At 74.3% G+C, this 20,716-nt stretch carries 21 protein-coding genes and 1 pseudogene; 6 read left to right on the top strand and 16 right to left on the bottom strand.

What is annotated here, in order from left to right; genetic code table 11:
• Positions 1-226: 226 nt before the first annotated feature.
• Positions 227-436 carry a CsbD family protein gene (locus IEY75_RS19545; protein ID WP_229789928.1) on the bottom strand — a complete coding sequence of 70 codons (210 nt, stop codon included), beginning with the start codon at positions 434-436 and terminating at the stop codon, positions 227-229.
• A gap of 217 nt (positions 437-653) precedes the next feature.
• Between IEY75_RS19545 and IEY75_RS19540 the strand changes: the two genes are divergently transcribed.
• On the top strand, positions 654-1,598 hold the full coding sequence (locus IEY75_RS19540; protein WP_189115846.1) for a DUF2332 domain-containing protein: 945 nt from the start codon (positions 654-656) through the stop codon (positions 1,596-1,598).
• Between the two features lie 25 nt (positions 1,599-1,623).
• Here the strand turns inward: IEY75_RS19540 and IEY75_RS19535 are convergent, their stop codons facing one another.
• Positions 1,624-2,064 carry an Lrp/AsnC family transcriptional regulator gene (locus IEY75_RS19535; RefSeq protein ID WP_189115845.1) on the bottom strand — a complete coding sequence of 147 codons (441 nt, stop codon included), beginning with the start codon at positions 2,062-2,064 and terminating at the stop codon, positions 1,624-1,626.
• 91 nt (positions 2,065-2,155) lie between these two features.
• The gene (locus IEY75_RS19530; RefSeq protein ID WP_189115844.1) at positions 2,156-3,292 is read right to left on the bottom strand and encodes an acyl-CoA dehydrogenase family protein; all 1,137 of its coding nucleotides are present in this window, start codon (positions 3,290-3,292) and stop codon (positions 2,156-2,158) included.
• A 104-nt stretch (positions 3,293-3,396) separates the two neighbouring features.
• Here IEY75_RS19530 and IEY75_RS19525 point away from each other — a divergent pair, with 104 nt between their 5' ends.
• The 3 genes from IEY75_RS19525 to IEY75_RS19515 all read left to right on the top strand — a co-directional run bounded on the left by IEY75_RS19525 (position 3,397) and on the right by IEY75_RS19515 (position 5,888).
• Complete coding sequence (locus tag IEY75_RS19525) at positions 3,397-4,080, top strand: DUF2238 domain-containing protein (RefSeq protein ID WP_189115843.1); 684 nt, start codon at positions 3,397-3,399, stop codon at positions 4,078-4,080.
• A 2-nt stretch (positions 4,081-4,082) separates the two neighbouring features.
• Complete coding sequence (locus IEY75_RS19520) at positions 4,083-4,856, top strand: enoyl-CoA hydratase/isomerase family protein (protein WP_189115842.1); 774 nt, start codon at positions 4,083-4,085, stop codon at positions 4,854-4,856.
• A gap of 111 nt (positions 4,857-4,967) precedes the next feature.
• Positions 4,968-5,888: a 5'-3' exonuclease gene (locus tag IEY75_RS19515; protein ID WP_229789927.1), complete on the top strand. Its 921-nt coding sequence runs from the start codon at positions 4,968-4,970 to the stop codon at positions 5,886-5,888.
• 64 nt (positions 5,889-5,952) lie between these two features.
• Here IEY75_RS19515 and IEY75_RS19510 read toward each other — a convergent pair whose 3' ends face one another.
• Together IEY75_RS19510 and IEY75_RS19505 are read right to left on the bottom strand one after the other, a co-directional pair.
• Positions 5,953-6,372, bottom strand: coding sequence for a DUF1761 domain-containing protein (locus tag IEY75_RS19510; RefSeq protein ID WP_189115841.1), 420 nt, complete (start codon positions 6,370-6,372; stop codon positions 5,953-5,955).
• A 129-nt stretch (positions 6,373-6,501) separates the two neighbouring features.
• Positions 6,502-9,243 (bottom strand): DEAD/DEAH box helicase, encoded by a 2,742-nt coding sequence (locus IEY75_RS19505; protein ID WP_189115840.1) that lies wholly within the window; start codon positions 9,241-9,243, stop codon positions 6,502-6,504.
• Between the two features lie 104 nt (positions 9,244-9,347).
• Here IEY75_RS19505 and IEY75_RS19500 point away from each other — a divergent pair, with 104 nt between their 5' ends.
• Positions 9,348-10,085 carry an HAD family hydrolase gene (locus tag IEY75_RS19500; protein ID WP_373290306.1) on the top strand — a complete coding sequence of 246 codons (738 nt, stop codon included), beginning with the start codon at positions 9,348-9,350 and terminating at the stop codon, positions 10,083-10,085.
• A gap of 249 nt (positions 10,086-10,334) precedes the next feature.
• Here the strand turns inward: IEY75_RS19500 and tatC are convergent, their stop codons facing one another.
• The 5 genes and pseudogenes from tatC to IEY75_RS19475 all read right to left on the bottom strand — a co-directional run bounded on the left by tatC (position 10,335) and on the right by IEY75_RS19475 (position 13,889).
• On the bottom strand, positions 10,335-11,285 hold the full coding sequence (gene tatC, locus IEY75_RS19495) for a twin-arginine translocase subunit TatC (RefSeq protein ID WP_189115838.1): 951 nt from the start codon (positions 11,283-11,285) through the stop codon (positions 10,335-10,337).
• A gap of 105 nt (positions 11,286-11,390) precedes the next feature.
• Positions 11,391-11,589 (bottom strand): annotated as a pseudogene (tatA, locus tag IEY75_RS19490) (Sec-independent protein translocase subunit TatA); the annotation flags it as partial.
• 104 nt (positions 11,590-11,693) lie between these two features.
• Entirely contained in the window at positions 11,694-11,942 is a 249-nt protein-coding gene (locus IEY75_RS19485) for a hypothetical protein (protein WP_189115836.1), read from the bottom strand.
• 22 nt (positions 11,943-11,964) lie between these two features.
• Positions 11,965-12,921: a helix-turn-helix transcriptional regulator gene (locus tag IEY75_RS19480; protein ID WP_189115835.1), complete on the bottom strand. Its 957-nt coding sequence runs from the start codon at positions 12,919-12,921 to the stop codon at positions 11,965-11,967.
• A complete protein-coding gene (locus IEY75_RS19475; protein ID WP_189115834.1) occupies positions 12,918-13,889 on the bottom strand; it encodes a helix-turn-helix transcriptional regulator in 972 nt (323 codons plus the stop codon). The genes IEY75_RS19480 and IEY75_RS19475 overlap by 4 nt, the downstream gene beginning before the upstream one ends.
• A 101-nt stretch (positions 13,890-13,990) precedes the next feature.
• Here IEY75_RS19475 and IEY75_RS19470 point away from each other — a divergent pair, with 101 nt between their 5' ends.
• The gene (locus tag IEY75_RS19470) at positions 13,991-15,079 is read left to right on the top strand and encodes a DUF3866 family protein (RefSeq protein ID WP_189115833.1); all 1,089 of its coding nucleotides are present in this window, start codon (positions 13,991-13,993) and stop codon (positions 15,077-15,079) included.
• Positions 15,080-15,086: 7 nt separating this feature from the next.
• Here IEY75_RS19470 and pafA read toward each other — a convergent pair whose 3' ends face one another.
• From pafA to dop, 6 genes are all read right to left on the bottom strand, one after another.
• Positions 15,087-16,442, bottom strand: a complete 1,356-nt coding sequence (gene pafA / locus IEY75_RS19465; protein ID WP_189115832.1) for a Pup--protein ligase — start codon at positions 16,440-16,442, stop codon at positions 15,087-15,089.
• A 9-nt stretch (positions 16,443-16,451) separates the two neighbouring features.
• Positions 16,452-17,111 (bottom strand): GNAT family N-acetyltransferase, encoded by a 660-nt coding sequence (locus IEY75_RS19460; protein ID WP_189115831.1) that lies wholly within the window; start codon positions 17,109-17,111, stop codon positions 16,452-16,454.
• Positions 17,111-17,872, bottom strand: coding sequence for a proteasome subunit alpha (gene prcA / locus IEY75_RS19455; protein ID WP_189115830.1), 762 nt, complete (start codon positions 17,870-17,872; stop codon positions 17,111-17,113). Before prcA ends, IEY75_RS19460 begins: the two co-directional genes overlap by 1 nt.
• A gap of 71 nt (positions 17,873-17,943) precedes the next feature.
• Positions 17,944-18,783 (bottom strand): proteasome subunit beta, encoded by an 840-nt coding sequence (gene prcB, locus IEY75_RS19450; protein WP_189115829.1) that lies wholly within the window; start codon positions 18,781-18,783, stop codon positions 17,944-17,946.
• Between the two features lie 92 nt (positions 18,784-18,875).
• Positions 18,876-19,091 carry a ubiquitin-like protein Pup gene (locus IEY75_RS19445; RefSeq protein WP_189115828.1) on the bottom strand — a complete coding sequence of 72 codons (216 nt, stop codon included), beginning with the start codon at positions 19,089-19,091 and terminating at the stop codon, positions 18,876-18,878.
• A gap of 101 nt (positions 19,092-19,192) precedes the next feature.
• The gene (gene dop / locus IEY75_RS19440; protein WP_373290305.1) at positions 19,193-20,710 is read right to left on the bottom strand and encodes a depupylase/deamidase Dop; all 1,518 of its coding nucleotides are present in this window, start codon (positions 20,708-20,710) and stop codon (positions 19,193-19,195) included.
• Positions 20,711-20,716: the final 6 nt, after the last annotated feature.

Here is a 20,716-nt window from a genome sequence, read left to right as displayed (position 1 = left end):
TGTCGTACTGGACGAAGAATTATCGGACGTCGATTGAGTCTGCTGATGTGGAGGCGACGTCGCGGGAGTACGCGTACTACGACCCGATCGACACGCTGCCGCCGGCCGGCCAGCAGTGGTGGGCCGCGCACGCCGCCCACCACGAGGCGGCCTGACCCGACCGACACCCGACCGACGCGAAGGGCGCCCACCGGAACCGGTGGGCGCCCTTCGCGTCTAGGTACGGCTAACGCGATTCGTCGCGGCCGCGGGCCATGTCCTTGATGTCCTCGACAGCCTGGCCCGTCTTGCCCTTGACCTTCTCGGCCATGCCCTCCGCCTGCATACTGCGGTCCCCGGACACCTCGCCGATCTTCTCCTTGGCCGCGCCCTTCAGCTCCTCGGCCTTGTCGCCCATCCGGTCGGTGATGCCCATGGCCAACCCCTCCTGAGTCACGTCCTGCGCCTACCGCCACGGTGCGGCGGCGATGACCCGGAGATTCCCGACAGGGATCATCCCGAAACCTCTGGTTGGTCGGTGCGAAGCACCTTCTGGGTTTTGTGGGCGCGGAGCGCACACCCGCTAAGGCATCCTAGGACAATAGGTTTCCGGTGTCGGCTCGCGAGAGGGGCGTCACTGCACAGGGACCGTACCGGGCGGCAGACTCCCGTACATGCAGGACACCGCGGCCCGGTACCGCCGCTTCGCGACCCAGGAGTCCACCGACTCGCCGAGCTACGCGAGGCTGGCCGCGGCCGTCGCGAAGGACGCCGCGCTGCTGGGTCGGCTCGACACCCTCCCCGTCGCCAAGCGGCAGCCCAACCTCTACTTCGGGGCTGTCCGGTACCTCGGCGGGCCGGACGGCGACGCGGCCGCCTTCCGCGCGTTCAGCGTGGACCGCTGGGACGACGTCGCCGCCGTGATGCGCGCCCGGCGCACCCAGACCAACGAGGTCGGCCGCTGCGCCGCCCTGCTGCCGCTGCTCGCCCGGATCGACGGGCCCGTCGCCCTGCTGGAGATCGGCGCCTCCGCCGGGCTGTGCCTGTACCCCGACCGGTACCGGTACCGGTACGGCGACCACCTCGTCGGACCCGCCGACAGCGCCGTCGAGATCCCCTGCGAGGTCACCGGCCCGGTACCGCTGCCGCGCCGGATGCCGCGCGTGGTGTGGCGCGCCGGCCTCGACCTCAACCCGCTGGACGTCGCCGACGAGGACACCCTGCGCTGGCTGGAGGCCCTGGTCTGGCCCGAACACGCCGACCGGCTGGCCCGGCTGCGCGGCGCCGCTGCCGCCGTCCGCGCCGACCCGCCGCGGCTGGTCCGCGGCGACCTGCTCACCGACGTGCCGGCGCTGGCCGCGAGCGCCCCCGCGGACGCGACGCTGGTGGTATACCACATGGCGGCGCTGGTCTATGTGGAGCCGGTGCGGCGGCGGGAGGAGTTCGCCCGCACGGTGCGGGCGCTGCCGGGGCACTGGGTGTCACAGGAGGGGCCGGCGGTCCTGCCCTCGCTGCTGCCCGGGGGCGCGGACGAGGCGTGGTCGCGGATGGTGCTGGCCTGGGACGGCGTGCCGGTGGCGTCGGCACACCCGCACGGGCGGGCGCTGCACTGGCGCTAGCGGTCCGCGCCGGTGCCGGGTGGGCTCAGACGCGGGGGGCGCGGCTCTCGTACGGGGTGGAGAGCACCACGGTGGTGCGGGTGGTGACGTTCGCGGCGGTGCGGATCTCCTGGAGGAGGCGCTCCAGGTCGGCGGGGTTGGCCACGCGGACGAGGAGCTGGTAGAAGTCCTCGCCGGCCACCGAGTAGCAGGAGTCGACCTCGGGGAGGTGGGCGAGGCGGTCGGGGGCGTCGTCGGGCTGGGAGGGGTCCAGCGGTCGGATGGCGACGAAGGCCGCCAGCGGCAGCCCGATGGCCTCGTAGGAGACGGTGGCCGTGTAGCCCTTGATGACGCCGCGCTGCTCCAGCCGGCGTACCCGCTGGTGCGCCGCCGAGACGGACAGGCCGACGCGTTCGGCGAGATCGGTGAACGAGAGCCGTCCGTCGGTGGTCAGTGCGGTGACGATGGCCCGGTCGGTGTCCTCCACGGGAGAAACCTACACCGCCGGGGCCGCCGCTTCGGCGGTGCGTAGTGAGGGGCGGCGATGCGGCCGCGTGCGCGCCGCGGCTCGCCCGCGGTCAGCGGGTCAGGTGGCGGGAGATGACGAGGCGCTGGATCTGGTTGGTGCCCTCGACGATCTGGAGGACCTTGGCCTCGCGGAAGTACCGCTCGACGGGGTGGTCGGCGACGTAGCCGGCGCCGCCGAGGATCTGGACGGCGTCGGTGGTGACCTTCATGGCCGCGTCGGTGGCGAACAGCTTGGCCTTGGCGGCCTCCGCCGAGTAGGGGCGGCCGGCGTCGCGCAGGCGGGCGGCGGCCAGGGTGAGGGCGCGGGCGGCGGAGACCTGGGTGGCCATGTCGGCGAGCAGGAAGCCCAGGCCCTGGAACGCGGCGATCGGCTTGCCGAACTGGGTGCGCTCCTTGGCGTACCCGACGGCGTAGTCGAGGGCGGCCTGGGCCAGTCCGACGGCGCAGGCGGCGATGCCGAGGCGGCCGGAGTCCAGCGCGGTCATGGCGATCCGGAAGCCGATGCCCGCCTCCCCCACGACGGCGGAGGCGGGGACGCGGGCGCCGTCGAACGCGATCTGGGAGACCGGGGAGCCGCGCAGGCCCATCGTCTTCTCGGGCTTCTGGGGCGTGATGCCGGCGGCGGGGACCTCGGCGAACAGGCAGGAGATGCCCTCGGATCCGGGGCCGCCGGTGCGGGCGAAGACGTGGTAGAAGTCGGCGTGGTGGGCGTGGGTGATCCACGCCTTGGTCCCGTCCAGGACGTAGCTGTCGCCGTCGCGGGCGGCGCGGGTGGTCAGCGCCGCGGCGTCGGAGCCGCCCTGGGGTTCGGAGAGGCAGTACGCGCCGAGGCGGTCGCCGGCCAGCAGGTCGGGGAGCAGCTTGCGCTGCTCCGGCGTGCCGTAGGTGGCGATCGGGTAGCAGGCCAGGGTGTGCACGCTGATCGCCTCGGCGACCGTCAGCCAGCGGGAGGCGAGGATCTCCAGCACCTGCAGGTACACCTCGTACGGCTGGCCGGCCCCGCCGTCGGCCTCCGGGTAGGGCAGGCCGAGCAGGCCGGAGCGGCCGAGGGTGCGCAGGATCTCGCGGGGGAACTCGGCGCGGGCCTCGAAGTCGGCGGCCCGGGGGGCGAGTTCGGCGTCGGCGAGCGCGGTGGCCAGGTCGAGGAGGTCGCGCGCCTCGTCGGTGGGGAGAATGCGTTCGGTCACCCTGCCACCTTAACGCTCGTTTACGCGGTGGGGTGGCGGCGGCCGGGTGGCCGGCGGCGGCCGGGCCCGGGAGCGGGGCGGTCGGGGTAGCGTCTGGAGTGATCATGGGTGGTACGGGGACGGTCGGGCGGGTCGGGCGTGCCAGGGGCGCGGGCGGTGGCCGGCGCGCGCCGCGCGTCCTGCTCGGGGTCGTGGTGGTGGCGCTGGTGGTGTCGGGGATCGCCCCGTACAGCCGGCTGACCTGGCTGCTGGAAACGGTGTGGGTGATCGTCGCGGTGCCGGTGCTGCTGCTGACGTGGCGGAGGTTCCCGCTGACGACGCTGCTGTGCGCGCTGCTGGCCGCGCACGCGCTGGTGCTGATCGTGGGCGGCCACTGGACGTACGCGCGCACGCCGGTCGGGAACTGGCTGCGGGACGTCTTCGACCTGTCCCGCAATCCGTACGACCGGATCGGCCACGTCGTGCAGGGGTTCGTGCCCGCCGTGCTGGTGCGCGAGCTGCTGGTACGGACCTCGCCGCTGCGCGGCAGCCGGTGGCTGGCGCCGCTGGTGGTGTGCGCCTGCCTGGCGTTCAGCGCCTTCTTCGAGATGGTCGAGTGGTGGTCGGCGGTGATCGGCGGGGCGGCCGCCGACGACTTCCTGGCCACCCAGGGCGACGTGTGGGACACCCAGTGGGACATGTTCCTGGCCCTGTGCGGCGCGGTCGCGTCGCTGCTGCTGCTCAGCCGCGCGCACGACCGCCAACTGCGCGCCCTCACCGTTCCCGCCACCGTCGACCTGCGGATGTGACCATGGACGCGACGCTGCACACCGACATCGGCGACGACGGCGTCGCCGTCCTGACCCTGGACCGGCCGGCGCGGCGCAACGCGCTGACCGGCGACATGTGGGCCGCGCTGCCCAAGCTGCTCGACGAACTGGCCGCCGACCCGCGGGTGCGGGCGCTGGTGCTCACCGGCGCGGGCGCGACGTTCTGCGCCGGGGCCGACATCGAGGAGCTGCGGGCGACGTACGCCCACCCGGCCGACGCCGACGCGTTCCACGCGGTGAACGTCGCGGCCGAGGAGGCGCTGGCGGGTTTCCCGCGGCCGACGGTCGCGGCGGTCGACGGGGCGTGCGTGGGCGGCGGCGCGCAGCTTGCGGTGGCCTGCGACCTGCGGTTCGCGGCGGCCGGCGCGTACTTCGCGGTGCCGCCGGCGCGGCTGGGCGTGGTGTACCCGGCGTCGGCGACGGTCCGGCTGGCGCAGCTCGTCGGGCCGGCGCGGGCGAAGTACCTGCTGTACAGCGCGGCGGCGGTCGACGCGGCGCGGGCGTACGCGTACGGCCTGGTGGACGAGGTCGTCGACCGGGACGTGCGGGCGCGGGCGTGCGAGTTCGCGGCGGGGCTGGCGGCGAACTCGGCGCAGACGCTCGGCGCGGCCGCCGACGTGCTGCGCGCGTTCGAGGCGGGCCGGGATCCGGCGGCGGCCGCCGCGCCGTGGGAGCGGCGCTCCCGCACCGACGGGGACGTCCACGAGGGGTTGACGGCGTTCCTGGAGCGCCGCCCGCCGCGCTTCCACCACTGAGGCGGCGGACCCGGCACTCTGTCGTCGGGCAGCAGCGGCGGCACGGGTTCGGCGGGGAGCGCGGCGCGGCGGTCGACCCGCGGCGGCCGGGCGAGCGCCTAGGATCGGCGGGTGACCCGACGCCCGCTGCTCGCCGTCGACGCGCCCAGCCTGTACTTCCGCGCCTACCACGGGATTCCCGAGGCCGCCGCGCGCACCGACGCCGGCGAGCCGGTGAACGCCGTGCGCGGGTTCTGCGACATGCTCGCCACCCTGATCCGCACCCGCCGCCCCGACCGGGTCGTGTGCGCGCTGGACGCCGACTGGCGGCCGGCCTTCCGGGTGGCGCTGCTGCCGACCTACAAGACCCACCGGGTGGCCTCCGGCGACCGGGAGGAGGTCCCCGACGGGCTGGCCCCGCAGGTGCTGGTCCTGCTGGAGGTGCTGGCCGCGGTCGGCATCAGCGCCTTCGGCGTCGCCGGCTACGAGGCCGACGACGTGCTCGGCACCCTGGCCACCGCGGCCGCGGCGCCCGTCGAGGTGGTCTCCGGCGACCGGGACCTGTTCCAGCTCGTCGACGACGGGCGCGGGGTCCGGCTGCTGTACTGCGGGCGCGGCGTCGCCAGGCTGGAGGACTGCGACGACGCGGCCGTCCGCGCGCGGTACGGCGTCCCGGCGGCGGCGTACGCCGACTTCGCCGCGCTGCGCGGCGACCCGTCCGACGGGCTGCCGGGGGTGGCCGGGGTGGGTGAGAAGACCGCCGCGCGGCTCATCGACCGGTACGGCAGCCTCGCCGGCATCCTCGCCGCCCTGGACGACGACGCGGCCGCCTTCGCGCCCGGCCTGCGCGCGAAGCTGATCGCCGCCACCGGGTACCTCGCGGTGGCGCCGCAGGTGGTGCGGGTGGTCCGCGACCTGCCGCTGCCGGCGCACGACCCGGACCTGCCGGCGGCGCCGGCCGACGCCGACCGGCTCGTGGCGCTGGCGGCGCGGTGGAACATCGCCGGCCCGGCCCGCCGCCTGGTCGACGCGCTGGTCACCGCCCGGGCCTGACGGCGCGAATGAGACCCGGGCGGCCCCGGTCGGCGCGCGGGCGCCGGGGCCGCGGCGGCGGGGTTCAGGTCCAGATGCCGAGGATGGCGCCCATCACCGCGCAGGCGAGGACGTCGTGGGCGCCGTCGAGCAGCGTCAGCGCCCCCGGCCGCCGGGCGAAGCCGTTGTGGACGACGTGCGCGCCCGCGCGCAGCACCAGCCCGACCACGGCGCAGAACGCGAACCCGCCGGCCACCCCGCCGGTGCCGGTGGCGATCATCAGCGCCCCGAGGGTCGCGGCGGTCGCGAGCGCCACCACGCCGAGCCTGGCGAACAGGACGCCCAGAGCTGTGCCCTCGCTTCCGGTGTCCACACCGGCCAGTTCCGCCCAGCGGGCGCCGAACACCTTCTGGTGGTACCAGAGGTAGCCGACCGCGAAGTGGGACAGGGCCGCCAGGACCACCGCCAGCCAGTTCAGCGCGCCGAACGCCTCGAACATCTCCATGTACCGCCGCCTCTCCGCCCGACCACCCGCGCATGGGCGGCCTCACCTGTGAGACGCGTCACCAGTACAGCGGGACCGGTCGATATCTGATCTTGACCGGACTGTGGCCGGCGCGGGTCGGCGGCGGTGTCAGCCCATCGCCGAGTACGCCAGGACGCCCCGCCGGACCGCGCCCATCGCCTCGCGGGCGGCCGCGCGCAGCCCCGGGGACGCCCCCGCGGCCTCCGTGACCTGGCCGAGCAGGTCGAGGACCTGGCGGGTCCAGCGGACGAAGTCGCCCGCCGGCATGTCGCCGTCGGGGTGGCTGGCCAGGACCTTGGCCAGCGGCTCGCCCCGCGCCCAGCGGTAGACCGGCCAGACGAACCCCAGGTCGGGCTCGCGGGTCAGCTCCAGGCCGTGCCGGCCCTCCAGCGCCCGGACCTCCCCCCACAGTCGCAGGGTCGCCTCCACCGCGTCGGCGACGGCGCCGCGGGGCAGCGAGACGCGGTCCTCGGACTCCCGGCGGGCCTCGTAGACGAGGATCGACACCGCCGCGGCCAGGTCGGCCGGCGGGAGCCCGTCCCACACCCCGGCCCGCACGCACTCGGCGGCCAGCAGGTCGGTCTCGGTCCAGATCCGCGACAGCATCCGCCCGGCGTCGGTCACCGCCTGGCCGCCGTCCCCGTCCGGGGCCAGGTAGCCGCGCTCGGCGAGCACGGCGCACACCCGGTCGAACGTGCGGGCCAGGGAGTTCGTCCGGTGGGCGACCTTGTCGCGCAGGCTCTGGGTGTCGCGGTCCAGCCGGTGCCGGCGCTCCGCCCAGCGGGCGTGCTCCTCCCGGTCGGCGCACGCGTGGCAGGGGTGGCGGCGCAGTTGGCCGCGCAACCCCGCCAGGACCTCGTCGTCGCCGGCCCGGGACCGGCCGCCGCGGCGGCCCGTCCGGCGCGGCACGTCCAGCCGGCGCAGCGCCGCGGCCAGGTCGCGGCGGGCGGCGGGGCTGCGGGCCTGGAAATTCCTGGGTACCGGCAGCCGGTCCAGCACGGCGACCGGGCTGACGAAGTCGGCGCTGGAGAGCCGGCCGGCCCACCGGTCCTCGGTGAGGACCATCGGCCGCGGGTCCCCCAGGTGCGCCGTGCCCGGGTCCAGGACGACCGCCAGGCCGGCCCGGCGACCCGCCGGCACCATCACCACGTCGCCGGGCCGCAGGGCGCGCAGGGCGTCGACCGCGGCCGCCCGCCGCTGCTCCTGGGAGGCGCGGGCCAGCTCCCGCTCGCGGTCGGCGATCGCCACCCGGATCGCGAAGTACCCGGCGAAGTCGCCGTGGTGGCAGTCGGCCTCGGCGTGGTAGGCGTCCATCGCCGCCTGGTTCTGCTGCACCTGGCGGGCCAGCCCCACCACCGACCGGTCGGCCTGGAACTGCGCGAACGACGACTCCAGCAGCTCCCGGGCCGTGGCCGCGCCCACCGAGCCGACCAGGTTGACCGCCATGTTGTAGGAGGGGCGGAAACTCGACCGCAGCGGGTACGTGCGGGTCGAGGCCAGGCCGGCGACGTGCCGCGGGTCCACCTCCGGCGACCACAGGACCACCGCGTGGCCCTCCACGTCGATCCCCCGGCGTCCGGCCCGGCCGGTGAGCTGCGTGTACTCCCCCGGCGTCAGGTCCACGTGGGCCTCGCCGTTGAACTTGACCAGCCGCTCCAGCACCACGCACCGCGCGGGCATGTTGATGCCCAGCGCCAGGGTCTCGGTCGCGAACACCGCCTTGACCAGACCGCGGACGAACAGCTCCTCCACGGTCTCCTTGAACGCCGGCAGCATCCCGGCGTGGTGGGCGGCCACGCCGCGCTCCAGGCCATCGCGCCACTCCCAGTACCCCAGCGCGGCCAGGTCCTCGTGCGGGATGTCGCGGCCGCGCCGCTCGACGATCTCCCGGATCTCGGCGCGCTCGTCGGGCGTGGTCAGCCGCAGCCCCGCCGCCAGGCACTGCTGCACGGCCGCGTCGCAGCCGGCCCGGCTGAAGATGAACACGATCGCCGGCAGCAGGTCGGCCCGGTCCAGCCGGTCGACCACCTCCGGGCGCGGCGGCGGCTGCCAGCGGCGGCCCCGCCCCGGACGGCCGCGGGCCGGCAGCGCGTCGACGCGGCGCAGCGCCTCCCGGCTGTAGCGCAGCAGCTCCGGGTGCACCTCGTGCGAGCGGGCCGCGTCGGCGTCGTGGAACAGGTCGAACATCCGCCGGTTGACCAGCATGTGCGGCCACAGGGGCACCGGTCGGTGCTCGCTGACGATCACCTTCGTCTCGCCGCGGACCGTCACCAGCCAGTCGGCGAACTCCTCGGCGTTGGACACCGTCGCCGACAGCGACACCACCGTCACCGATGGCGGCAGGTGGATGATGACCTCCTCCCAGACGGCGCCGCGCAGCCGGTCGGCGAGGTAGTGCACCTCGTCCATGACCACGTACGACAGGCCCTCCAGCGCCGGGGAGCCGGCGTACAGCATGTTGCGCAGCACCTCGGTGGTCATCACCACCACGGGCGCGTCGCCGTTGACGGCGTTGTCGCCGGTCAGCAGCCCGACGTTGGTCGGGCCGCACTGCGCCACCAGGTCGTGGTACTTCTGGTTGGACAGCGCCTTGATCGGCGTGGTGTAGAAGCACTTGCGGCGCTGCCGCAGCGCCAGGTGCACCGCGAACTCCCCCACGACGGTCTTGCCGGCGCCCGTCGGCGCGCACACCAGGACACCGCTGCCGCCCTCCAGCGCCTCGCAGGCCTCCCGCTGGAAGTCGTCCAGATCGAACTCGCGGGTGGGGAGGAAGTCGGCCAGCGCCGGGAAGGCGGCGTCGTACGCCGCCCGTTGGCGCGCCGCTGCGTACCGCTCGGCCGGCGATGTCATCCTCCCAGCGTAGTGGCTCCCGCACCCCCTGCCGAGTGCGGGCGGGCGATCACCGCAGGCCGCCGGCGGTGATCGTTTTCTGCTGGACCGCCCGACTAGATAGGGTGCACGGCGTGCCGGAACCCGCCGAGCTGTCCCCCCGCCCGTACGACGCCGTGCTGTTCGACTTCCACGGCACCCTCGCCCAGGTCGAGGACCCGGTGACCTGGGTGACCGGCGCCGCCGCCGCGTGCGGCCACACGCTGGACCGGGGGCGGGCGACCGGCCTGGCCGACCGGTTCACCACGGCGGGCCGGGCGGGCGGCCCGGTACCCGAGCGGATCCCGCCGCACCTGGCCGAGTACTGGGCCGACCGGGACCTCGACCCGCACGCCCACCGGGCCGCGTACACGGGACTGGCCGCGACCGTCGAGTGCGGCATCGACGGACTGCCCGAGGCGCTGTACGCCCGGCTGCTCGACACCGCCTGCTGGCACCCCTACCCGGACACCGGCGCCACGCTGCGGGCGCTGCGGGCGGCGGGCATCGCGGTCGGGGTGGTCAGCAACATCGGCTTCGACATCCGCCCCCACCTGGGCGCGTGGGGGCTGGCCGACCTCGTGGACGCGTGGACCCTGTCGTACGAGGTCGGCCGCCTCAAGCCGGACCCGGCAATCTTCTACCGGGCGGTCGGCGCGCTACGCGTCGACCCTGAACGCACACTCATGATCGGCGACAGCCTGGTCGACGCGGGCGCGGCCGCGGTCGGCTGTACCGCAGTGGTCCTGCCGGCAACGCCGGTGTCCGCGCGTCAACTCGCCGCTGTCCCGCGGATGACGGGGCTGGTCTCCGGCGACTGGTGATCCACCGAAAGCCAACATTCACACATTCTTGATTTCTGTACATACACTCTTGTTCACGGAACAACCGCGAAAACGCGTGATCCGATTTCCGTCGAGCCCGGGAGTCCTCTCATCGCAACCGGAGGCAGCCCCGTCCACGAAATTCCACAAAGTACGGACCGTGAATCGAACTGTCAGGAACCCGATCCATCGCGGCCGCAGGGGCGGCCGCAGCCGCCACGCACAGGAATCCCACCACACTCAAAACGATCAGGTTACTTCGTCATAGCGGGCCTCCACCGGCAACGGCCGATGCGTGAACTCGGACGCCGGTACAGGTGCCACAGAATAGGGCTCGGACGCCGGGATCTCCTCCGGTGTGGTGCCCGCCAGAGGCGACACCTCGTCGTCATCCCACTCTGGCGCCGCCTTCTCCTTGCGGCGGCGGCGCCGGTCATTGAGCAGGGCGAAGCCCACCGCGAGGAAGTAGAGCACCGACAGGCACAGCGCGAGGGCGGTCATGCCGAACGGGTCCGGCGTCGGGGTGACCACGGCGGCGAACACGAAGAACAGGAAGACCACCGGCCGCCACCAGCCCAGCAGCCGGCGTCCACTGGCGACTCCCACCACGTTGAGCATGACCGCCACCAGCGGGAACTCGAAAGCCACCCCGAAGATCAACACAAGGTTGGTGACGAACGAGACGTACCGGGTCATCTCCAGGGTCGTGCTGATGTTGCTGTCGGTGAGCCCCATGAGGAACTCGAGGCCCTTCTCCACGACGAAGAACGCCAGCACCGCCCCGGCGCCGAACAGCGGGGCCGCCATCGCGGTGAAGGCGTAGGCGTACCGCCGCTCGTGCCGGTGCAGTCCGGGCGCGATGAACGCCCAGAGCTGGTACAGCCACACCGGCGCTGCCACGATCAACCCGACCCAGAGCGCCACCTTCAGCTTCAGCAGGAAGACGTCGGCCGGACCGAGCTGGACGAACCGGCACACCCCCGCAGCGTCGAGGGAGCTGGGCAGGTTGCAGTACGGCTCCTGTAAGAACTCCAGCACCCTGCCGGAGGTCCAGAGGCCGATGCCGAAGCCGACTGCGATGGCCAGCGCAGCCCAGAAGAGGCGGTCGCGGAGTTCGCGGATGTGCTCGACGAGCGTCATCGAGCCGTCGGCCGCCCGCGTGAACTTGCTGGCGTCGCGCCGACGCAGGCCGAATGCCATGGAAATCTCGTTATTCGGCCGGTCAGCGGTCGCGGGTGCGCTGCACGGGGTCGATGACCTCGCCCTGCGCCGCCGGCGGCCGGTCAGCCGGACGGTCGTCGTGCAGCGGCTGCCGGGCCGCCTGCGCGTCGGCCTTCTCGGCCAGGTCGTCCTTGGACGAGTCGACCAGGTCCTTCGTCTCGGCCTTCATGATCCGCAGCGACCGGCCGAGCGCGCGGGCGGCGTCGGGCAGCCGCTTGGCGCCGAACAGCAGAACCAGCACCGCCACCAGGACGAGAATGTGCCAAGGCTTGAGTGCACCCATGGGGCCAACACCTTTCCGCGCCACGTGTCAGCGGCCGTCATCGCTCGCACCCGGGAGGCCGGCCGGCTCCGGGGTCCGGCGGTCTTCGGCCGGACGATTCGATCCTACGCGGCGTCGGCGCCCCGTCGAGGCCCCGGACGGCCACCGTCGGCCGCCCGGGCCTCCATCTCGGCGACTCGGACCATGAGTGCCTCCACCTTCGCCTGGAGGGCCTCGGCCTGCGCACTCCTGGCCGTCAGCGCCCGCACCGCCGCGCCCAGCGGCCCCAGGCGGCGCAGCACCGACCAGGCGGCCAGCCCGAGGACCACCAGGCCCAGCACGGCACAGACACCCCAGAGCACCCAAAGGTTCACCGCCGACGCCATAGCGGCCACCCTACCCGGCCGGATCCGGCGAGCCGTACGCCTGGAGCGCCGCCGCGGCCTCCCCGGCGACCGCCGCGCGCAGCTCCTCTGGCGCGACCACCCGCACGTGCGGGCCGTGGCCCAGCACCAGCCGCCGCGCCCAGGCCAGGTCCGTGACCCGCAGCGCCACCTCCCACTCGTCGCCGTGGTCGGTCACCCGCTCGCAGGGGTAGTACTCGGTGATCCACCGGCCGGCCCGGCCCACCCGCAGCGTCACCAGCGGCAGGTCCGTCGAGGCCCGGAAGACGCCGCCGGCCAGGTCGGCGGGCGCGGCCTGCGGCGGCGGGGCGGCGGGCTCGCCCAGGGCGGCGAACGCGTCGATGCGGTCGACGCGGAACAGCCGCACCGCCTCGGCCCGGCGGCACCAGGCCTCCAGGTACGGGCGGCCGGCGGCCACGAACACCCGCAGCGGGTCGACCACCCGGCGCGTCGTGGCGTCCCGGCTGGCCGTGTAGTACGTCAGCTCCAGGGCACGGCCCCGCTCGACGGCGGCCCTGATCCCGGCCACCCGGTCGGCGTTGCCGGGCAGGCTCACCGCCACCGGGGCGCCGGCCAGGTCGCCGGCCGCCGACTCGATCTTGGCCAGGGCGCGTTCGATGGCGTCCCGGTCGGCCACGCCCGGGGTCTCGGCGAGCATCCGCAGCGCCACCACCAGGGCGAGCGCCTCGTCTGCCGTCAGCCGCAGCGGCCGGTCGATGCCCGCGTCGTAGGTGATGGTGACGCGGTCGCCGTCGAGGACCATGTCGATCAGGTCGCCCGGACCGTAGCCGGGCAGGCCGCACACCCACAGCAGTTCCAGGTCCTCGCGGAGCTGCCGCTCGGAGACACCGAGGTCGCCGGACGCCTCGCCGAGGGTGATGCCGGGGCGGGCGAGCAGGTACGGGACGAGGTTCAGCAGGCGGGACAGCCGGTCGGCGGAGGTGTTCACGCGGCCCCCTCCGCCACGATCTCCTTCAGGCGGCCGATGACCGCCTCGCGCAGCTCCGGCGGCTCCAGCACCCGCACGTCGGCACCGAAGCCGGCCAGGTAGCCGGCGAACGAGTCGACGTCGCCGTACCGCAGCTCCAGGACGTCGCCCTCGGTGCCCGGCGCGGACGCCGCCGCCCAGCGCCGCACCCCCGCCGCCCGGCCCGCGCGCGCCCACACCCGCGCCTGGCCGGACCGCTCCGGCGCCCCGGACCACCGGCGGACGTGGCTGAGCAGGTCGACCTCCGGCCGCGGGAACGCCGCCGGCCCGCCCGTGGGCCGCACGGGCCCGACGATGCGGGACAGCCGGAAGCACCGCGTCGCCTCCCGGTCCAGGTCGTGGCCCACGACGTACCAGCGGCCGCGCCAGCACACGACGCCCCACGGCTGGAGCCGGCGCCGGGTCGGGGCGTCGCCGGAGGGCACCCGGTGGGCGAACGTCACCGCCTGCCGGGCCCGCGCCGCCGCGGTCAGCGGCCCGAAGGCCGGGTCGACCGTGACCAGGGGCTCCAGGCCGACGGTGGCGGCCGGGTCGACGTCGATGCCGGCCGCACGCAGCTTGGCCAGGCCCGAGGACGCCGCGGCCGCCAGTCCGGCGTGCTGCCACAGCCGGGCCGCGATGCCGACGGCGGCCGCCTCGTCGGGCTCCAGGCGCACCTCGGGCAGCGCGTACTCGCGGTGGGCGATCCGGTAGCCCTGCTCGGTGTCGAAGACGCTGGTGGTACCGGTCTCCAGCGGCACGCCCAGGTCTCGCAGTTCGGCCTTGTCCCGCTCGAACTTGCGCTGGAACGCCTCGTGCTGCCGGGCGTCGCGCGGATCGTGCTCGTAGCCGGGCACGGTGGCGGCGATCTGGGCGGCGGTCAGGAACCGGCGGGTCGAGAGCAGGCAGATGACCAAGTTGACCAGGCGTTCGGTGCGGCTCCGGGACACCACACGACGCTAGCAGCGCGCCGCACGCCGCCCGGCCACCCACCCACCTGCGCGGCGTGCCGGGAGCGCGGCGCCACGCACCGTGGGCTAGCGTGCACGCCGTGGTGCGATGGCGGGAAGCGACGATCACCGCGGTGGGCCGCGCCTGGCGCGGCGCCGCCACCTACGAGGCCGACGTCGCCGGCCGGGCCGTGACCGCGCTGGCCTACCCCGCGCTCGTCGGCGAGCCCCGCGTCGGGGACCGGGTGCTGCTGAACGTCGGCGCGCAGGCGATGGGCCTGGGTACGGGCGGCTACGCCCTGGTGGTGGCGCTCCCCGACCGCCTGCCGCCCGATCCGGACGCCGCGGCCGACACCCGGGACCACGGCCACGTCGTCAAGGCCCGCTACACCCCCCTGCAGGCGATCACCCTCGGCGTGGACGAGGAGGCCTCCCCGCACCGGGCCACCCTGGCGGGGGCCGACTCGCTCGACGGGATGCCGGTGGTGACCGCCGACCTGCACTCGGCGCTGCCGGCGGTCCTGGCCGGCGCCCGGGCCGACCGCCCGCACGCCCGGGTGGCGTACGTGATGACCGACGGCGGGGCGCTGCCGGCCTGGTTCAGCCGCACCCTGGACGGGCTGGCCGGCCACCTCGCGGGGACGGTCACCACCGGGCAGTCCTTCGGCGGTGACCTGGAGGCCGTGACCGTCCACAGCGGGCTGCTGGCGGCCCGGCACGTCCTGGCGGCCGACATCGCGGTCGTGGCGCAGGGGCCGGGCAACCTGGGGACCGGCACGCCGTGGAGCTACTCCGGCGTGGCCGTCGGCGAGGCCGTCAACGCCGCCAGCGTCCTGGGCGGGCGGCCGGTCGGCGCGCTGCGGCTCGGCGACGCCGACGCCCGCGCCCGGCACCGCGGCATCTCCCACCACAGCCTCACCGCCTACGGGCGGGTGGCCCTGCGGCCCGCCGACCTGGTGCTGCCCCGGCCGCTGCCGGCCACCGTCGCCGACGCGGTGGCCGCGGCCCTGCCGGGCCTGGCCGACGCCGGGCACCGGCTCGTCGAGGTACCGACCGACGGCCTGGTGGCGGCCCTGGAGGCGTCGCCGGTACCGCTGCGCAGCATGGGGCGCGGGTTGGCCGAGGACCTGGTGTACTTCGTCGCCAACGCCGCGGCCGGGCGGCACGCCGCCGCGCTGGCAGGCGGCTGACCCCGCGCTACATGCTGGCGATCAGCCGGTCGACCCGCTCGTCGTGGGAACGGAACGGGTCCTTGCACAGGACCGTGCGCTGCGCCTGGTCGTTCAGCTTCAGGTGCACCCAGTCGACCGTGAAGTCGCGGCGCTTCTCCTGCGCGTGCCGGATGAACTCGCCGCGCAGCCGCGCCCGGGTCGTCTGCGGCGGGGTCTCCTTGGCGGCGAAGATGTCCAGGTCGCCGACCACCCGGTCGACCTTGCCGCGCTTCTCCATCAGGCCGAACAGCCCCCGGCCGCGCCGCAGGTCGTGGTACGCCAGGTCGAGCTGCGCGATCCGCGGGTGCCCCAGGGGCAGGTCGTGCTTGGCCTGGTAGTGGTCGAGCAGGCGCAGCTTCGTCACCCAGTCGATCTCCCGGGCCACCGGGTCGAGGTTGCCCGACTCCACGGCCGCCAGGACCCGGCCCCACAGCTCGACCACCCGCTTCGCCGTCGGGTCGCCGTCGCGCTCGGCGAACTCGGCGGCCCTGCCGTGGTACTCCTGCTGGATCTCCAGCGCGCTGACCTCCTTGCCGGAGGTGAGCCGGACCAGCCGGCGGCCGCTGACGTCGTGGGAGACCTCGCGGATCGCCCGGATCGGGTTCTCCAGGGTCAGGTCCTTCATCACCACGCCGGACTCGATCATCCGCAGCACCAGGTCGGCGCTGCCGACCTTCAGGAGGGTGGTGACCTCGTTCATGTTCGAGTCGCCGACGATCACGTGCAGGCGGCGGTACCGCTCGGCGTCGGCGTGCGGCTCGTCCCGGGTGTTGATGATCGGGCGGCTGCGGGTGGTCGCCGAGGAGACGCCCTCCCAGATGTGCTCGGCCCGCTGGGACAGGCAGAACACCGCGCCGCGCGGAGTCTGCAGGACCTTGCCGGCGCCGCAGATGAGCTGCCGGGTGACCAGGAACGGGATCAGCACGTCGGCGAGCCGGCCGAACTCGCCGTGCCGGGAGACCAGGTAGTTCTCGTGGCAGCCGTAGGAGTTGCCGGCCGAGTCGGTGTTGTTCTTGAAAAGGTAGATCTCGCCGGCGATGCCCTCGTCGTGCAGGCGCTTCTCGGCGTCCACCAGCAGGCCCTCCAGGATCCGCTCGCCGGCGCGGTCGTGGGCGACGAGGTCGACCACCGAGTCGCACTCGGGCGTCGCGTACTCCGGGTGGGAGCCGACGTCCAGGTAGAGGCGGGCGCCGTTGCGGAGGAAGACGTTACTGGACCGCCCCCAGGACACGACCCGCCGGAACAGGTACCGCGCCACCTCGTCCGGCGACAGCCGACGCTGGCCCCGGTAGGTGCAGGTGACCCCGTACTCGGTCTCGATGCCGAAGATGCGACGCTCCATAGTGAGACATTAGCCCCCGGTACGCGTTTGGTCACTGGGGCGCGGCGATGTACCGCCCCGGCGTCCCGCGAACGCCCACTCGTCCAGGTCGGGGGCGATGAGGCTGTGGATGTGCATGTCGTGCCAGCCGTCGGCGTGCCGCAGGGCGTGGCGGTGGGTGCCCTCGTAGGTGAAGCCGGCGCGGCCGGCGACCCGGCACGAGGCGGGGTTGCGGGCCGAGTGCCGCAGGTCGACCCGCCCCAGGCCCACCTCCGCCAGCGCCCAGCCGGCCACCGCCGCCAGGCCCCGGTGGGCGGCGCCGCGGCCCCGGGACTCCGGCAGCGTCCAGTACGCCGCCTCCGCGTGCCCTTCGGCCAGGCTGACACAGCGCAGCCCGACCCGGCCGAGCACCGCGCCGGTCGCCGTCTCGGTGACCAGCCAGTGGGCGCCGCGCTCCTGCGCCCAGCGCGCGGCGAAGCCGGCGACGAGCTCCCGCGCCCGGGCGAGGGTCAGCGGCTCCTCCAGGTTCCAGAAGGCGATGTCGGGGTCGGCGAAGGCCCGGACCAGCACCGGCGCGTCGTCGGGGGTCCACGGCCGCAGCCGCAGCGCGCCGGCGGCCAGGGCGGGCTGCGGCCGGCACGCGAACGCCCCGGCCGCGACGACCGGGGCGATGGCGGGTGCGGGCGGCACTAGCCGGCGGCCGGGCTGTCCGCCGGTGGGCCGTCGGGCGCGGCGGCAGGGGTGCCCTCGGCCGGCGGGGTCAGCAGGGCGGTGAGGGCGGCGCCGGTGATCCGGCGGAACGTGCGGCCGACGCGGCGCCGGTCCAGGACCGCCACCTCCAGTTGGTCGGCCGCCAGGGTGCGCGGGGCGCCGTTCTCGCCGCCGACGCTGGTCAGCGCCTCCACGGCCAGGTGCAGCGCCGCCTCCAGCGACATGCCCGCCTCGTGCCGCTCCTTCAGCACCCCGCCGATCGCCTCGGCCTGGCCGCCCATCGCCATCCGGCCCGGCTCGTCCTGCACGGAGCCGTCGTAGGTGAGCCGGTACAGCTCGTCGCGGTCGGCGGTGGCCCCGACCTCGGCCACGCAGATCTCGACCTCGAACGGCTTGGACTGGTCGCTGAAGATCGCGCCGAGGGTCTGGGCGTAGGCGTTGGCCAGGCCCCGGCCGGTGACGTCGCGGCGGTCGTAGGAGTAGCCGCGCATGTCCGCCATCCGCACGCCGGCCGAGCGCAGGTTCTCGAACTCGTTGTACCGGCCGACGGCTGCGAAGCCGATCCGGTCGTAGATCTCACTGACCTTGTGCAGTGCCTTGGACAGGTTCTCCGCGACGAACAGCACGCCGTCGTCGTAGGACAGGACGATCGCGCTGCGCCCCCGCGCGATGCCCTTGCGGGCGTACTCCGAGCGGTCCCGCGTGATCTGCTCGGGTGAGGCGTAGAACTGCATGGCCATACCGGCGGTGCTCCTTAATCTCCGGTCGCGACTGGGTCAGCGCCGCCGGCGGCGGCGGGGCGGGGTGCGGTTCAACCGCCGGGCTGGGCGTTGCGGGCCTCCACGACCGCCCGGGCGACCGCCGCGGTCTCGTCGTCGGTGAGCCGGTGGGTGCCCTCCGCGGTCGCCGTCATGACCACCGGGTAGATCCCGCGGATCAGGTCCGGGCCGCCCGTGGCCGTGTCGTCGTCGGCCGCGTCGTAGAGCGCCTCGACCGCCATCCTGATCGCGTCGGCCTGGGTGGCGCCCGCCGCGTAGCGCTTCTTCAGCGCGGACTTGGCGAACAGCGAGCCCGAGCCGATCGCCTCGTAGCCGGCCGTCTCCTCGTACAGGCCGCCGGCGATGTCGAAGCTGAAGATCCGGCCGGGCGCCCGGCCGGTCGGGGCGTCGAGGTCGAAGCCGGCGAACAGCGGGATGACCGCCAGGCCCTGCAACGCCGCGCCGAGGTTGCCGCGGATCATCGTGGCCAGGCGGTTGGCCTTGCCGTCGAGCGAGAGCATCGCGCCCTCGATCTTCTCGTAGTGCTCCAGCTCCACCTGGAACAGTCGCATCAGCTCGATGCCGACCCCGGCGGTGCCCGCGATGCCGATGAGCGAGTACGCGTCCGCCGCGTGGACCTTCTCGATGTCCCGGCTGGCGATCAGGTTGCCCATGGTCGCGCGCCGGTCGCCGGCCAGGATGACGCCCTCGCGGTAGCTGATCGCCACGATCGTCGTACCGTGCGGGGCCACGTTCTCGGCCGACCGCGGCACCGCGCGGTTGCCGGGCAGCAGGTCCGGGGCGGCCATGTTCAGGAACTCCGTGAAGGACGACGTGCCCGGGGTGGCGAACGCCACGGGGAGACGCCAGGACGGATCGAGACCTGCTGCCACGTTCTTCCTTTCAGGTACGGGAGCGCGCTGTCGGTGCAGTCGAAACACACTATCCCGGGCATCGACCCGGATCGGACAAACGAACCTCTGGCCTACTGTCCGCCCTTTTGTACGTACCCGCGGACGAACTCCTCGGCGTTCTCCTCCAGCACGGAGTCGATCTCGTCCAGCAGGTCGTCCACGTCCTCGGTGATCTCCGCGTGGCGCTCGGCCACCTCAGGATTGACCTCGGGGGCGACCTCGCCGGCCTCCTCCTCGCGGCGCGAGCGCCCCGACTGCGACTGTCCGCCGGTGTCACGGGTGGCCATCGGATCCTCCTGCTGTTCGGTGCGGTGAAGGGAAACGTACCGCGTCGGTACGACGGATGACCCGCCTGTACGGGCGAGTGTCGCGGTCGGCGCGCCGTGGCTCAGTGCCCGGCCAGCGCCTCCAGGAGGTCCTTGGCGCTCGGGCAGCGGTCGAACAACTGCCCGACGTGCGCCTTCGTCCCGCGCTCCGGCTCCATCATCGGCACCCGGACCAGCGACTCGCGGCCGATGTCGAAGATCACCGAGTCCCAGCTCGCCGCGACCACCTCCGGCGCGTACTGGGACAGGCAGCGCCCCCGGAAGTAGGCGCGGGTGTCCGGCGGCGGCTCCACCACGGCGGCGTCGATCTCCGCCGGGTCCAGCAGGGTCCGCATGGCCCCGCGCGCCACCAGCCGGTGGTACAGCCCCTTCTCGGGCCGGACGTCGGCGTACTGGAGGTCGACGAGCTGGAGCTTGTGCGAGGACCAGGCCAGGTTCTCCCGGTCGCGGTAGCCCTCCAGCAGGCGCAGCTTGGCGACCCAGTCCAGCTCGTCGGCGCACAGCATCGGGTCCCGGCCCAGCCGGTCCAGGACGCCCTCCCAGCGGGCGAGCACGTCGGCGGTCTGCGCGTCGGCGTCGGTGCCGTAGCGGTCGTCGACGAACGACCGCGCCCGCTCGTAGTACGCCCACTGGAGGTCCAGGGCCGTCAGCCGGCGGCCGTCGCGCAGCCGGAGCGCGTGCCTGAGGGTCGGGTCGTGGCTGATGTTCTTCAGCTCGGTGACCGGGTCGGCGATCGCCAGGTCCGCGGCGATCGCCTTCTCCTCGATCAGGGTGAGGATCAGCGCGGTCGTGCCGACCTTCAGGTAGGTCGAGATCTCCGACAGGTTCGCGTCGCCGATGATGACGTGCAGCCGGCGGTACTTGTCGGCGTCGGCGTGCGGCTCGTCGCGGGTGTTGATGATCGGCCGCTTGAGCGTGGTCTCCAGGCCGACCTCAACCTCGAAGAAGTCGGCGCGCTGGGTGAGCTGGAAGCCGTCGCCCGAGCCGTCCTGGCCGATGCCCACCCGGCCGGCGCCGCAGACGACCTGCCGGGTGACGAAGAACGGCGTCAGGTGCGTGACGATGTCGGCGAACGCCGTCTGCCGGCGCATGAGGTAGTTCTCGTGGGTGCCGTAGCTGGCGCCCTTGTTGTCGGTGTTGTTCTTGTAGAGCTGGATCGGCGGGGTGCCCGGGATCGTCGCCGCCCGGCGGGCGGCCTCGGCCATCACCCGCTCCCCCGCCTTGTCCCAGCGCACCACGTCCCGCGGGCCGGTGACCTCCGGCGTCGAGTACTCGGGGTGGGCGTGGTCGACGTAGAGCCGGGCGCCGTTGGTGAGGATCACGTTGGCCAGGCCCAGATCCTCGTCGGCCAGGGCCTCGGCCGGGTCGTAGGCGGCGCCGGCGTAGGTGAAGCCGCGGGCGTCGCGCAGCGGCGACTCCTCCTCGTAGTCCCAGCGCGCGCGGCCGCCGCGGTTCAGCTCCGGGCGGGCGCCGTAGGCGTTGACGACCTGGCTGGAGGTGACCATCGGGTTGGCGCCGGGCTGGCCGGGGACGGAGATCCCGTACTCGACCTCCGTGCCCATGATCCGCCGCGCGGTCACCGCGGC

The sequence above is a fragment of the Pilimelia terevasa genome, from assembly GCF_014647915.1.
GTDB classification, from domain to species: domain Bacteria; phylum Actinomycetota; class Actinomycetes; order Mycobacteriales; family Micromonosporaceae; genus Pilimelia; species Pilimelia terevasa.
This window is presented reverse-complemented; position numbering and strand designations above follow the sequence as displayed.